This is a genomic window from Streptomyces sp. NPDC007162 (assembly GCF_040634175.1).
Classification (GTDB): domain Bacteria; phylum Actinomycetota; class Actinomycetes; order Streptomycetales; family Streptomycetaceae; genus Streptomyces.
On the sequence record NZ_JBEYFC010000214.1, the window covers coordinates 1 to 14067 of the forward strand.

Below are 14067 nucleotides of genomic sequence, written 5' to 3' on the forward strand. Positions count from 1 at the left end.
ACGGTTCTGGTGGTCGTCAACCTCGACCCCCACCACACCCAGGAGGCCACGGTCTCGTTGGACATGCCGCAACTCGGCCTGGACCGGGACGGCGCCCTGTCCGTGCGGGACGAACTGACGGGTGAGACCTACACGTGGGGCAGGACCAACTACGTGCGCCTCACACCCGGCCGGACGCCGGCGCACGTGTTCCACGTGGCGCGGCCGACACCAGCGAACGGAGGGCCCAGCGCGTCATGACTGTCAACCAACCCGTCCCGGACACCTTCGAGGACACTCCGGCCAAGGACCGGGACCCGGACTGGTTCAAACGCGCGGTCTTCTACGAGGTCCTGGTGCGTTCCTTCCAGGACAGCGACGGCGACGGCATCGGCGACCTCAAGGGCCTGACCGCCAAACTCGACTACCTCCAGTGGCTCGGCGTCGACTGCCTCTGGCTGCCGCCCTTCTTCAAGTCCCCGCTGCGGGACGGCGGTTACGACGTCTCCGACTACACCGCCGTGCTCCCCGAGTTCGGTGACCTGGCCGACTTCGTGGAGTTCGTCGACGCCGCCCACCAGCGCGGGATGCGCGTCATCATCGACTTCGTCATGAACCACACCAGCGACCAGCACCCGTGGTTCCAGGAGTCGAGAAGGGACCCGGACGGCCCGTACGGCGACTACTACGTCTGGGCGGACGACGACAAGCAGTACCAGGACGCGCGGATCATCTTCGTCGACACCGAGGCGTCCAACTGGACCTACGACCCGGTCCGCAAGCAGTACTACTGGCACCGCTTCTTCTCCCACCAGCCGGACCTCAACTACGAGAACCCGGCCGTCCAGGAGGAGATCATCTCCGCGCTCCGGTTCTGGCTGGACCTCGGCATCGACGGCTTCCGCCTGGACGCGGTGCCGTACCTCTACCAGCACGAGGGCACCAACTGCGAGAACCTGCCCGCCACCCACGACTTCCTGAAGCGGGTGCGCAAGGAGATCGACGCCCAGTACCCCGACAAGGTGCTCCTTGCGGAGGCCAACCAGTGGCCGGAGGACGTGGTCGACTACTTCGGCGACTACCGAAGGGCGGGGACGAGTGCCACATGGCGTTCCACTTCCCGGTCATGCCGCGGATCTTCATGGCCGTGCGCCGCGAGTCCCGCTACCCCGTCTCGGAGATCCTCGCCAAGACCCCCGCCATCCCGTCCGGCTGCCAGTGGGGCATCTTCCTGCGCAACCACGACGAGCTGACCCTGGAGATGGTCACCGACGAGGAACGCGACTACATGTGGGCCGAGTACGCCAAGGACCCGCGGATGCGCGCCAACATCGGCATCCGCCGCCGCCTCGCCCCCCTCCTCGACAACGACCGCAACCAGATCGAACTCTTCACCGCCCTGCTGCTCTCCCTGCCCGGCTCGCCGATCCTCTACTACGGCGACGAGATCGGCATGGGCGACAACATCTGGCTCGGCGACCGCGACGCGGTGCGCACCCCCATGCAGTGGACACCCGACCGCAACGCCGGCTTCTCGAACTGCGACCCGGGGCGGCTGTACCTGCCCACGATCATGGACCCGGTCTACGGCTACCAGGTCACCAACGTCGAGGCCTCCATGTCCTCGCCATCCTCCCTGCTGCACTGGACCCGGCGGATGATCGAGATCCGCAAGCAGAACCCCGCCTTCGGACTGGGGTCCTACACCGAACTCCAGTCGTCCAATGCGGCGGTGATCGCGTTCCTGCGGGAGTACGAGGACGACCTGGTCCTGTGCGTCCACAACTTCTCCCGGTTCGCCCAGCCGACCGAACTCGATCTGCGGGCCTACGACGGCCGGCACCCGGTCGAGCTGATCGGCGGGGTGCGCTTCCCCGCCATCGGTGAACTGCCGTATCTGCTCACCCTCGCGGGGCACGGCTTCTACTGGTTCCGGCTCTCCCGAGTCGCCTCCCGCACCGGCCGTCGGCGCTGAGCGTGCGGAGCCGAGGAAAGGACGCGTCACCATGACGAAGACCGTCGACCTGCCCCGGAGCACGGCCGCGGGCCTCGACCTCGACGGGCCGCTGGCCTCGCTGGGCGCACTGCTGCGGGACTGGCTGCCCCGGCAGCGCTGGTTCGCGGGCAAGGACCGGCCCGTCACGGAGCTGTCCGTGCTGTCCGTGACCGAACTCCTCCCCGGCTGCCTGCATCTGCTCGTCCACGCCGACCACTCCGCGGGCGGGGACGCCTCCCCGTCGGGCGACTGCTACCAGCTGCTGCTCGGCGTGCGCCCGCACCGCACGCCCCGGCTGGAGCGGGCGTACATCGGCCGGGCCGAACAGGGCCCGCTGGCCGGGTTCGCGATCTACGACGCCCTGCACGACCCACGCGCCGCCGAGCTGCTGCTGGACCGGCTGCGCGTCCCCGGCACCGCCGGCCCGCTGCGCTTCGAGACCGCCCGGGACGTCCGGATACCCGGTGGCCTCGCACCCCGGCTGCTGACCGCCGAGCAGTCCAACTCCTCGCTCGTCTACGGCGACTCCTACATCCTGAAGGTGTTCCGGCGGATCCAGCCCGGCATCAACCCGGATCTGGAGGTGCCCGGCGCGCTGGCGGCTCAGGGCTGTGCCCGGGTGCCGGCCCCGGTGGCCTGGTTCCGCACCACCGAACCGAGTCCCGCGACCCTCGGAGTGCTCCAGCCGTTCCTGCCCGACGCGGCCGACGGCTGGACCCTGGCCCTGCGTGCGCTCGCGGCGGGGGACGGGTTCACCACCGAGGCGCACGAGCTGGGACGGGCCACCGCCGACGTGCATCTCGCGCTGGCCGGCGCCTTTCCGTCCGCGGGCCGCGACGAACACAGCCGCACGGCCGAGGCGATGTCCGCGCGGCTGGAGGCGGCGGCGCACGCGGTGCCCGCGCTGCGGCCGTTCGCGCCCGGGCTGCGGGGCGCCTTCGAGGCGCTCGCCGCCTGTGACGGGGGCCCGCCCGCCCAGCGGATCCACGGCGACCTCCACCTCGGGCAGGTGCTGCGGGCGGACCGCGAGTGGTTCGTCATCGACTTCGAGGGCGAACCGTCACGGCCGCTCGCCGAGCGGCGCGGCCCGCAGTCACCGGTGCGCGACGTGGCCGGCATGCTGCGGTCCTTCGACTACGCGGCCCGGCAGCGCCGCCCCTGGCGCCCGGAGTGGGCCAGCCGCTGCCGGGAGGCCTACTGCGCGGGCTACGCTGCCCGGGCGGGCTGGGACCCGCGCGAGAAACACGCGTTGCTGCGCGCCCACGAGACGGACCGCGCGGTGTACGAAGTGGTGTACGAGGCCCGGCACCGGCCGGCCTGGCTTCCGGTTCCGATGGCCGCGATCGAGCGGCTCGCCCGCTGGGGAGGCTGACCTCATGGCATTGCGCGACTCCACGCTCCCCGAGCCCTCGGGACCCTCCCGTCCCACGGCCCCGCCGCTGGACGCGGCCGACCGCGGGCGGCTGCTGGCGGGCGCCCACCACGATCCGCACACGCTGCTCGGCGCCCACCCGGTGGACGGCGGCACCCTCGTGCGTGCGCTGCGCCCGCAGGCCCGCGCCGTGAGCGTGCTGGCCGACGGGGTGCGCAGCCCCCTGGTGTCGGAGGGCGACGGGCTCTTCGCCGCCGTGCTGCCGTACCCCGAGGTGCCGTCGTACACGCTGCTCGTCGAGTACGAGGACGGCGAGCACGAGGTGCACGACCCGTACCGTTTCCTGCCCGCCCTCGGTGAGCTGGATCTGCATCTGATCCGGGAGGGGCGCCACGAGCAGCTGTGGAAGGCGCTCGGCGCCGAGCCGATGACCCATGAGGGGGTGGCCGGTACCCGGTTCACGGTGTGGGCTCCGAACGCCCAGGGAGTGCGGGTCGCGGGGGACTTCACCTGTTGGGACGGCACGCAGTACCCGATGCGCTCGCTGGGCGCGGCCGGGGTGTGGGAGTTGTTCCTGCCGGGGGTGGGCGACGGGGCCCGGTACAAGTATGAGATCACTTCCCGGTACGGCGGCCGGTTCCTCAAGGCCGATCCGATGGCCCGGCGGACGGAGGTGCCGCCCGCCACCGCTTCGATCGTGACGGTCGCGCGGCACGAGTGGGCCGACGCCGAGTGGATGGCGCACCGGGGCGACACCCCCGTGCACGAGGCCCCGTTCTCGGTGTACGAGGTCCATCTTCCGTCCTGGCGCCGGGGACTGACGTATCGTCAGCTCGCGGAGGAACTCCCCGCCTACGTCAACGACCTGGGCTTCACCCACGTCGAGTTCATGCCGGTCGCCGAGCACCCCTTCGGCGGCTCCTGGGGCTACCAGGTCACCGGCTTCTACGCGCCGACCTCCCGGCTCGGCACCCCCGACGACTTCAGGTACCTGATCGACGCCCTGCACCGGGCCGGGATCGGCGTGATCATGGACTGGGTGCCGGCCCACTTCCCCAAGGACGACTGGGCGCTGGCCCGCTTCGACGGGGACCCCCTGTACGAGCCCGGGGACGACCGGCGGGCCGAGCACCCGGACTGGGGAACCTACGAGTTCGACCTGGGCCGGGTGGAGGTGCGCAACTTCCTGGTCGCCAACGCGGTCTACTGGTGCGAGGAGTTCCACGTCGACGGGATCCGGGTGGACGCGGTCGCCTCGATGCTCTACCTCGACTACTCGCGGGACTCCGGGCAGTGGACGCCGAACGTGTTCGGCGGGCGCGAGGACCTGGACGCGGTGGCGTTCCTGCAGGAGATGAACGCGACCGTGTACCGGCGGGCGCCGGGTGTGGTGACCATCGCCGAGGAGTCCACCGCGTGGGACGGGGTGACCCGGCCGACCGACAGCGGCGGCCTGGGCTTCGGTCTGAAGTGGAACATGGGGTGGATGCACGACTCGTTGGAGTACATCCGGCACGAGCCCGTCCACCGCAAGTACCACCACCACGAGATGACCTTCTCGATGGTCTACGCCTACAGCGAGAACTACGTCCTGCCCATCTCCCACGACGAAGTGGTCCACGGCAAGCAGGCCCTGGTGTCGAAGATGCCGGGCGACTGGTGGCAGCAACGCGCCAATCACCGCGCCTATCTCGGCTTCATGTGGGCCCATCCCGGCAAACAGCTGCTCTTCATGGGGCAGGAGTTCGCCCAGGGCGGCGAGTGGTCGGAGGCCGAGGGGCCGCACTGGTGGCTGCTGGACCCCGGGTACGCGGCCGAGGCCGATCACCGGGGTGTCCGGGATCTGGTCCGCGATCTCAACTCCGTGTACCGCACGCGGCCCGCCCTGTGGCAGCGCGACACCGATCCGGTGGGCTTCCAGTGGGTCCTGGGGGACGCTGCCGAGGACAACGTCTTCGCGTTCCTGAGGTTCGACGCCGAGGCCCGGCCGCTGCTGGCGGTCTCCAACCTCTCCCCCGTCGTCCGTCCCGGGTACCGTCTGGGCGTGCCCGAGGGCACGCCCGTCTGGCGGGAGATCCTCAACACGGACAGCGCGCGCTACGGCGGCGGGGACGTCGTCAGCAAGGGTCCGCTGCTCGCCGACGAGGGCGCTCTGCGGCTGACGCTGCCGCCGCTCGGCACCGTGTGGCTGGAGCCTGTCGTCGCGTGACCCGCGGACGGCACCCGCGCGTGTTTCCAGCACCGGGGCGGGGCAGTTCGGGTGAAAGACCCCGCCGCGCCCGGTCGCGGCCCGGCCGGAGGGCGGTTCCCAGTGCTGCGTACCGTCGGAGTGGAGGAAGAACTCCTGCTGGTCCACCCGGACAGCGGCGAGCCGATGCCCCAGTCGGCCGCCGTCCTCGACCGTGCCGCCCAGGACGATCCCGGGCAGTTGGTGTTCCAGAAGGAACTGTTCGGGCAGATGCTGGAGTTGGCGACCAGCCCGCAACGCGACATGGCCGACCTCGGCGCCGAGATCGCCCGCTGCCGCAAGGAGGCGGCCCGGCTCGCCGGGGAGATCGGCTGCGCGGTCGCCGCGCTCGCCACCTGCCCGGTGCCCGTGGCCCCCGCGCTCACCCGGCACGACCGCTACCACTGGATGGCGGGACGGTTCGGGGCCGCCACCACGGACTGGTTCGTCTGCGGCTGCCATGTGCACGTGTCGGTGGAGTCCGACGAGGAGGGCGTCGCGGTCCTCGACCGGCTGCGGCCGTGGCTTCCGGTGCTGCGCGCGATCAGTGTCAACTCGCCGTTCTGGCAGGGCCGGGACTCCGGTTACGCCAGCTTCCGCAGCCGGCTGTGGGCGCGCGGCCCGTCGGCGGGGCCCACCGAGCTGTTCGGCACGCCGCAGGGGTACCGGCGGCGGGTCGCGGACATGGTGGCCAGCGGGGTCATCCTGGACACCGGGATGGTGTACTTCGACGCGCGCCTGTCCGATCACTATCCGACGGTGGAGATCCGGGTGGCCGACGTGTGTCTGCGCGCCGACACCACCGTCCTCGTCGCCGCGCTGACGCGCGCCCTGGTGGAGACGGCCGCGCGCGACTGGCGGGCGGGCCGGCCGCCGCTCGACCACAGCGTGAGCATGCTCAGGATGGCCTCCTGGCAGGCCGCCCGCACCGGACTGGAGGCGGAACTCCTGCATCCGGTGACCATGCGGCCACGGCCGGCCGACGAGGTGCTGCGGGCGCTGCTGGCGCACACCGCGGCCGCGCTGGCGGACAGCGGCGACACCAGCGGGGTCGAGGAGGCGCTGGCACAGCTGCTGCACAGGGGGACCGGCGCCCGCGAGCAGCGGTCGTACCTGGAGCGCACCGGAAGCCTGCGGGACGTCGTCGTCGAGTGTGTGCGCCGTACGCAGGGGTGAGCGCATGTCATCGGGCGGACACGAGTTGACCGTTCCTGGCACGGGGCGCGCTCCCCTGGGCTAGATTCGACCCGCGTCGACAACAGTACCGATCGGGAGGGTCACCCTCCGTGCAACCAGGAGCAGCGCATGCGTGACTACGCCCTCGCTCCGACGACCGCTTCGACCCTGACCGGCGGGCTCGCCGACAGCATCTTCGAGACGGCGGACCGGAACCCGAGCCTGCCGGTGCTGGCGCGCCGGCCCGACGACCCGGCCGCGGGCTGGGAGGAGGTCAGCGCGGTCGAACTGCGCGACGAAGTGGTCGATCTGGCCAAGGGACTGATCGCTGCGGGGATCTCGCCCGGACAGCGCGTGGCCATGATGGCGCGCACGCGCTACGAGTGGACGGTGCTGTGTCTGGCGTTGTGGTCGGTGGGCGCGGAGGTCGTGCCGATCCATCCGACGTCCTCCCGGGACCAGGTCGAGTGGATCCTGCGGGACGCCCGCTGCGTGGCCGTGGTGGTCGAGGACGAGCAGGCGGTCATGACCGTGGGCACCGTCTGTGAGGGCCTGCCCGGGCTCAAGCACGTGTGGCAGCTGGACTCCGGGGCACTGCCTGCCCTGGTGCAGCAGGGCAGGTTCGTCCCGCTGACCACGGTGGAGTCGCTGCGCCGGATCGTCATGCCGGACTCCACGGCGGCCATCACCTACACCTCCGGCACCTCCGGCCGGCCGCTCGGCTGCGCGCTGAGCCACCGCGGTCTCGCATACCCCAGCGACACCCTGCTGGCCGGCTGGGGGCACACCGCCGCGCGCCCCGGCGAACAGGCCTCGGTCCTGGCCTACCTGCCGTTCTCGCACGTGTACGGGTTGATGATCATGGTGATCTGTCTGCGCGGCGGGATCCTGATGGGCCACGAGCCGGAGATGTCCGAGTCGGCACTGGCCTCGGCGCTCGGCACCTTCCGGCCGACCTATCTGTACGCGGTGCCGTCGGTACTGGAGAGGCTGTACAAGACGTTCCTGCGGACCGCCCAGCAGTCCGGCCGCGGCGCCCTGTTCGAGCGGGCCGTGGAGACCGCGCGGGACTTCGCCGCCGCCGAGGAGCGGCAGCGGCTGGGCACGGGCGCGGGACCGGGGTTCGACCTGCGGCTGCAACACGCCCTGTACGAGCGGACGGTGTACCGCAAACTGCGCGGGGCGCTCGGCGGCCGGGTGCTGCGGGCCACCTCGGGCGGCTCCTCGCTCAGCCGTGAACTCACCCTGTTCTACGAGGGCATCGGCATCCCCGTGCACGACGGGTACGGGTTGACCGAGTCCAGCGGCGGGATCACCATGCAGCCGCTGGGCCGTGAGAAGTCGGGCACGGTCGGCCAGGCGTTGCCGGGCACCCAGATCCAGGTGGCGGACGACGGCGAGATCCTGGTGCGCGGACCGTCCGTGTTCCAGGGGTACGTCGGGGACGACTACGCGACCCGGGCCGCGCTGCGCGGCGGCTGGCTGGCCACCGGGGACATCGGGCGGCTCGACCCGGAGGGGTACCTGACCATCACCGGCCGCAAGAAGGACATCATCATCACCAGCAGCGGCAAGAGCGTGGCCCCGGCCCCGCTGGAACAGCGGCTGCGGATGCACCCCCTGGTGCACCAGGCGGTGGTCGTCGGCGACGACCGGCCCTGCGTGGGCGCGCTGATCACCCTTGACCCGGACTTCCTCGCCCACTGGCGGGGGGCGCTGGCGGTGCCGGGCGACTCGCCGCAGCGTGAGGCGCGGGAGGAGAACGCGCTGCGCGAGGAGCTCGCCCGGGCCATCGCGTCCGCCAACAGCATGGTGTCCCGCTCCGAGTCGATCCGGGTCTACCGGGTGCTCCAGGAACCGTTCGCGCCGGGCAACGGAATGCTGACGCCGTCCATGAAGCTGCGCCGGGACGCCATAGCGCACCGCTACGCGGCCGAGATCGACGCCATGTACCAGGCCCGCTCGCGGGCGGTTCGGCGGCCGGGCTCGCCGGAGCCTGCCGAGTGGGACGACTCGGACGACGTGTTCCGCTGAGCGGATCACGCGTAGCCTGCCCTCCTGCGGGCACTCGCCGCGAAGGAAGAGATCAGCACCCTGACCACGGCCCGTCGCGGGCCGGGAGAGACGAGATGCCGACCGGGCCACGGGACCGCAGACCAGCTGGGGAGGAGACCCTCGACCGTACGGTCTCCTTCCCCGGCGAGCTGAGCAACGTGACCGGCGCCCGGCTCGCCGCGGACGGCTATCTGGCCGACCTCGCGCGGGTCGCGCCGCCCACCGCGCCGGAGTGCTGGGACGACATCCTGCTGGCCGTGACGGAGCTGGCCGCCAACGTCGTGCAGTACGCCCCGGGCCCCTTCGAGCTGCGGATGCGCCGTACCTACGACGGTGTCCACGTCACCGTGCACGACACCAGCCAGGTCCGGCCCGAGCCGCGGCCCTTCCATCCGCACAGCGGCGGGGGCGGCGTCGGCTGGCACCTGCTGCACACCCTGTGCGACCAGGTCAGCGTGGTCGTCACCGAGACGGGCAAGGACATCCACGCCTTCCTGCCCTGGTGAGACGCCCGGCGGGACGAGGAGCCGGTCGGTCACCCGGGCCGGTGGGCGACCACCCCGAACATCGTCACCGACATGTGCAGCGCGCCCTGCCCGGCGGCCTCGGCCAGGTCGGTGTACAGGGTGTCCCGCTGCTCCTCGGTGAGAGAGCCGGTGCGCACCGCGGCCTCGCCGAGCATGCGGATCAGCGGCCAGGCGACCGTGCGGTGGTCCTGGAGGAGGGCCTGGGAGCCGCGGTCGTCCACCACGAACCCGGCCGCGCTGAGCTGGCCCACCAGACGGCGCCCGGCGTAGGGGTTGGCACCGCCCAGGGCGGCGGACATCAGCGCGCGCACGACGTCCGGCTCGCCTGGGTGCAGGAGGGTGGTGCCCCAGTCGGTGTCCAGGAGCGCCACCCGGCCGCCGGGACGCAGCACCCGGGCCATCTCGGCGACCGCCCGGTCCGGTTCGGAGAGATGCTGGAGCACCCGCTCGCACCACACGATGTCCATCGAGCCGTCCGGCACCGGCAGGGCGAGCGCGTCTCCGTCGGTGAAGCGCACCCTGCTGTCCACCGACCGTTCCTCGGCGACCGCGCGCAGCCCGCCGTTGGGCTCGACACCGATCGCGACCCCTTCCGGGCCGACGGCGGCGGCCAGGGCCCGGGTCTGCGAGCCGGTTCCGGAGCCGACGTCGACGACCCGCTCGCCGGGCCGTACCGCCAGCGCCTCCTCGGCCCAGGCGCGCAGCCGCCGTACACCCGGATTGGCGTCCTGCGAGTCCAGGGCGCCCACCAGCGGGGCCACCCGGTCGGGGTCGATGTGCCGCTTCTGGAAGCCCGTGCCGGGCTGGGTCTGCGCCATGCGGGGCACTCTACTGGCGTGCCTGATCGCCGTGGGGCGACCGCAGAACGGACGGGCGTCCGACGCATATATGTACGGCAGGCGGTTACTCCGGACGATCGAGGGGGCATGCTGGAGCCCACGCGTTCGTCTGCCTGCGCCGCCCGGCTGGCGGAACGGCGTCGGGCACGGTGGGATCGAAGTGGTGCGAGGCAAGCGTTCCGGGGCATCCGAAGGGCGTGAATCCGGGCCTCTGGAGCAGCGGAAAGGGATGGACACCGTGACACGACCCAGGATCCTGGTGGTGGGCGCCGGCTTCGCCGGAGTGGGGTGCGTACGCCGCCTGGAGCGTAAACTCGCCCCCGACGAGGCCGACATCACCCTGGTGACCCCGCTCTCCTACCAGCTCTATCTGCCCCTGCTGCCCCAGGTCGCCTCGGGCGTGCTGACTCCCCAGTCGATCGCCGTGTCGCTGCGCCGCAGCAAGAAGTACCGCACCCGGATCATTCCGGGCGGTGCGATCGGCGTGGACCTGAAGTCCAAGGTGTGCGTGGTGCGCACCATCACCGACAAGCTCGTCAACGAGCGCTACGACTACATCGTGCTGGCCCCGGGCAGCGTCACCCGCACCTTCGACATCCCGGGCCTGACCGAACACGCCTTCGGCATGAAGACCCTGGCGGAGGCCGCCTACGTCCGCGACCACGTCATCTCGCAGCTGGACCTGGCCGACGCCAGCGACGACCCGGCCGAGCGGGCGGCCCGGCTGCAGTTCGTGGTGGTCGGCGGCGGCTACGCGGGCACCGAGACGGCGGCCTGCCTGCAGAAGCTCACCCATGCCGCGCTGCACCGCTACCCGAACCTCGACCCCAAGCTGATCAAGTGGCATCTCATCGACATCGCGCCGAAGTTGATGCCGGAGCTGGGCGACAAGCTCGGCCGCAGCGCCCAGGAGATCCTGGCCCGGCGCGGCATCGAGGTGTCCCTCGGGGTGTCGATCGCCAAGGCCGGTCCCGAGGAGGTCACCTTCACCGACGGGCGGGTGGTGCCCACCCACACACTGATCTGGACGGCGGGGGTGGTCGCCAGTCCGCTGATCGCCACGCTGGGCGCGGAGACGGTCCGGGGACGGCTCGCGGTGAACGCCGAGATGACCCTGCCGGGCCACGACGGGGTGTTCGCGCTCGGCGACGCGGCGGCCGTGCCGGACAAGGCGAAGGACGAGGAGGGCGCGGTCTGCCCGCCGACCGCGCAGCACGCCATGCGGCAGGGCAAGGTGGTCGCCGACAACGTCATCGCGACCCTGCGGGGCCAGGCATGCCGCCCGTACGTCCACAAGGACATGGGCCTGGTCGTGGACCTCGGCGGCACCGACGCGGTCTCCAAGCCGCTGGGCATCGAACTGCGCGGGCTGCCCGCGCAGGCGGTGGCCCGCGGCTACCACTGGTCGGCGCTGCGCACCAACGTGGCCAAGACCCGGGTCGCGACCAACTGGGTGCTGAACGCGCTGGGCGGCGACGATTTCGTCCGCACCGGCTTCCAGGCCCGCAAGCCCGCCCGGCTCAAGGACTTCGAGTACACCGACACGTATCTGACCCCGGAGCAGGTGAGGGAGCGCGCCGAGGGTCCCGGCGACGCCACCGCGTGACGCCACCGCGTGACGCGGGGCGCGGTCGGCCGGGTGCGGTGGGGCGGCCGCTGCGGGCGGAGCTGTGGGGCCGGCTCGCGGCGGTCGACCCCGGGCTGCTCCGCTTCACCGCCGGGCTGCGCACGGTCACCTCGATCGCCCTCGCGCTCGCCGTCCTCACGGTCCTGCGTGCGGACGTGTTCCATCTGGTGGCCGCGGCCATCACGGCGATGGTGGCCACCTTCGCGATCCGCGAGAAGCAGCGCCCGCAGCAGGCCGTCACGCTCGCCCTCGGCCTGCCGGTGGCGCTGGTCTCCGTGTCGCTGGGCGCGCTGCTCAACCAGCGGGTGGTGCTCGGCGACCTGTTCTTCGTGGCGCTCATCTTCTGCGCGGTGTACGGCCGTCGCTTCGGCGACCGGGGCACCGCGCTGGGTCTGATCGGCTTCCAGATCTACTTCGTCTCGCTGTTCGTGCACGCCACCGTGCCCGCGCTGCCCGGCCTGTACGTCGCGATCACGGTCGCGTTCGGCTGCGCCGCGGTGGCGCGTTTCCTGGTCGTACGGCAGACACCGGCGGGCATTCTGGACCGGCTGCGGCGCGCCTTCCGGGCCCGGTTCGCCCAGTTGGTCGCCGCGCAGGCCGACTTGCTCGACGCCGGTCCGGACGAACTGGACAAGGCGGTGGAGGAGGTCAGGGTACGGACCGCCCGGCTGCACGAGACGGCGCTGCTGATCCAGGGGCGGCTCGCGGACGGCACCTCCGACGAGACGGTCGCCAGGCTGGTGCAGCGCCGCATCGCGGACGCCGAGATCGCCGCCGAGCGGCTCGGTCTGCTGCTGCTCACCGCCCGCGGCGCCGGCCGGGCCGACACCCTCACCCTGCATCTGCCGGGGGCCCCGCTGCCGTCGGCCGCTCGGGAGCCGGTGCGGGACGAGTCGATGGAGCGGCTGCGCCTGGATCTGGAGGCGTTGCGGCTGCTGGTGCTGCGCCCGGCCGGCCCGCGGTCCGGGACCGCGCTGGCCCAGCTGCGCAACCGGCTGCTCGGCTACCGCGAGGAGGACAGGCTGCCGCCCGCCTCGCCCGCCGTCCAGGACGTCTTCCGGGGCGTCGGCGAGACGGCACGGGCCGTGCTGGGGTTGCGGATCGCCATGGACGGGCCGCAGGACGAGTCCGACGACACCCCGGCGACCTCCCGCTCCCGTGAGGAACTGGACGCCGAGGACCTGGCCATCGAGGGCGCCGAGGAGAGCGAACCCGAGCCCGAGAAGGCCACCGGGCTGCGCCGGCCCACCACGCGGGCGGCGGTGCAGGTGGCGGTCGGCTCGTCACTGGCCATCGTGGGCGGCGAGTTCCTGTCCGCGCAGCGCTGGTACTGGGCGGTGCTGACCTGCTGGATCGTGTTCATCAACACCGCGTCCACCGGCGAGATCCTGGTCAAGGGCTACCGGCGGCTGCTGGGCACGGTCCTCGGCGTGGTGGCCGGCATCGGCCTGGCCGGGCTGGTGGGCCACCACACCTGGACGGCGTTCGGGCTGGTGCTGCTGTTCATCTTCGCGATGTTCTACTCGGCGCCGCTGTCGTACACCATGATGTCGTTCTTCGTGACGGCGATGCTGGGTCTGCTCTACACGCTCCTCAACACCTACAGCCTGGACGTGTTGGTGCTGCGGGTGGAGGAGACCGCGTTGGGCGCGGTGTGCGGGGTGATCGCGGCCGCGGTGGTGCTGCCCGTGCACACCGGCCACCGTACCGACGAACTGCTGGCGGGAACGCTGGACCGGCTGGCGGACGTCACCCGGGCCGCCGCCGAACAGCTGAGCGGGGCGCCGCCGGTGGATCTGGTGGAGAAGGCCCGTGACCTGGACCAGGCGCTGGCCGACCTGCGGGCGGCCACCGAGCCGCTGACGCATCCGATCGCCCCGTTGCGGTCCCGTCGGGACACCGCCCGGTACGTGGTGGCGCTCCTGGAGACCTGTGCCTACCACGCGCGTTCGCTGGCGGCGACGGCGGAGCTGCTGCCCTCGCATCCGGCGATCGCGGCGGATCCCCGGCTGCGCGGGGCCGGCCGGCGGATCGTGCACAACATCGAGGCGATCGCCGCCCACGTGGCCGGCCGGCAGCCGGCCCCCGCGGTCGAGACCGGTTCCAGCATCGCGGCGATGCTGGAACCGGGCACCCTGCGCGCCCCGCGCTACGGCCGGGTGACCGACCGGGTGCTCCGGCACCTACACCGCCACGGTCACCGCCGACAACCTCAACGGCACCGGTGCCGCGGCCACCTGGACCGGCTCGGTCACGTACAGATCGGAAG

At 72.1% G+C, this 14067-nt stretch carries 8 protein-coding genes and 2 pseudogenes; 9 read left to right on the forward strand and 1 reads right to left on the reverse strand.

Translation table 11 applies throughout. The features are described from left to right. The 7 genes and pseudogenes from ABZ646_RS24305 to ABZ646_RS24335 all read left to right on the forward strand — a co-directional run. A pseudogene (locus tag ABZ646_RS24305) lies at nt 1-240 on the forward strand (alpha-1,4-glucan--maltose-1-phosphate maltosyltransferase); the annotation flags it as partial. After that, nucleotides 237-1954: pseudogene (gene treS / locus ABZ646_RS24310) on the forward strand (maltose alpha-D-glucosyltransferase). The pseudogenes ABZ646_RS24305 and treS, both read left to right, overlap by 4 nt. 31 nt (nt 1955-1985) lie before the next feature. Continuing rightward, on the forward strand, nt 1986-3347 hold the full coding sequence (locus tag ABZ646_RS24315; RefSeq protein WP_360522585.1) for a maltokinase: 1362 nt from the start codon (nt 1986-1988) through the stop codon (nt 3345-3347). Nucleotides 3348-3351: 4 nt separating this feature from the next. Then, nucleotides 3352-5556, forward strand: a complete 2205-nt coding sequence (gene glgB / locus ABZ646_RS24320; protein WP_360522588.1) for a 1,4-alpha-glucan branching enzyme — start codon at nt 3352-3354, stop codon at nt 5554-5556. 105 nt (nt 5557-5661) lie between these two features. Further along, nucleotides 5662-6750: a glutamate--cysteine ligase gene (locus ABZ646_RS24325; protein ID WP_360522603.1), complete on the forward strand. Its 1089-nt coding sequence runs from the start codon at nt 5662-5664 to the stop codon at nt 6748-6750. A 129-nt stretch (nt 6751-6879) separates the two neighbouring features. Next, the gene (locus ABZ646_RS24330; RefSeq protein WP_360522591.1) at nt 6880-8784 is read left to right on the forward strand and encodes an AMP-dependent synthetase/ligase; all 1905 of its coding nucleotides are present in this window, start codon (nt 6880-6882) and stop codon (nt 8782-8784) included. Nucleotides 8785-8879: 95 nt separating this feature from the next. Continuing rightward, on the forward strand, nt 8880-9311 hold the full coding sequence (locus ABZ646_RS24335; protein WP_360522594.1) for an ATP-binding protein: 432 nt from the start codon (nt 8880-8882) through the stop codon (nt 9309-9311). 29 nt (nt 9312-9340) lie between these two features. On the opposite strand, the gene ABZ646_RS24340 is transcribed toward ABZ646_RS24335, so the two are convergent. Beyond that, nucleotides 9341-10150, reverse strand: a complete 810-nt coding sequence (locus ABZ646_RS24340) for a methyltransferase domain-containing protein (RefSeq protein ID WP_360522597.1) — start codon at nt 10148-10150, stop codon at nt 9341-9343. A gap of 250 nt (nt 10151-10400) precedes the next feature. On the opposite strand from ABZ646_RS24340, the gene ABZ646_RS24345 reads away from it, so the two are divergent. Then, entirely contained in the window at nt 10401-11777 is a 1377-nt protein-coding gene (locus ABZ646_RS24345) for an NAD(P)/FAD-dependent oxidoreductase (RefSeq protein WP_360522600.1), read from the forward strand. 62 nt (nt 11778-11839) lie between these two features. Continuing rightward, a partial coding sequence (locus ABZ646_RS24350) for an FUSC family protein (RefSeq protein WP_360522606.1) occupies nt 11840-14067 on the forward strand: 2228 nt, incomplete at its 3' end.

Bases quoted from the DNA above. Each gene is read 5' to 3' on its own strand.
- ABZ646_RS24330 (WP_360522591.1), top strand. From the start codon at position 6,880: ATGCGTGACTACGCCCTCGCTCCGACGACCGCTTCGACCCTGACCGGC.
- glgB (WP_360522588.1), top strand. From the start codon at position 3,352: ATGGCATTGCGCGACTCCACGCTCCCCGAGCCCTCGGGACCCTCCCGT.
- ABZ646_RS24335 (WP_360522594.1), top strand. From the start codon at position 8,880: ATGCCGACCGGGCCACGGGACCGCAGACCAGCTGGGGAGGAGACCCTC.
- ABZ646_RS24345 (WP_360522600.1), top strand. From the start codon at position 10,401: ATGGACACCGTGACACGACCCAGGATCCTGGTGGTGGGCGCCGGCTTC.
- ABZ646_RS24315 (WP_360522585.1), top strand. From the start codon at position 1,986: ATGACGAAGACCGTCGACCTGCCCCGGAGCACGGCCGCGGGCCTCGAC.
- ABZ646_RS24340 (WP_360522597.1), bottom strand. From the start codon at position 10,150: ATGGCGCAGACCCAGCCCGGCACGGGCTTCCAGAAGCGGCACATCGAC.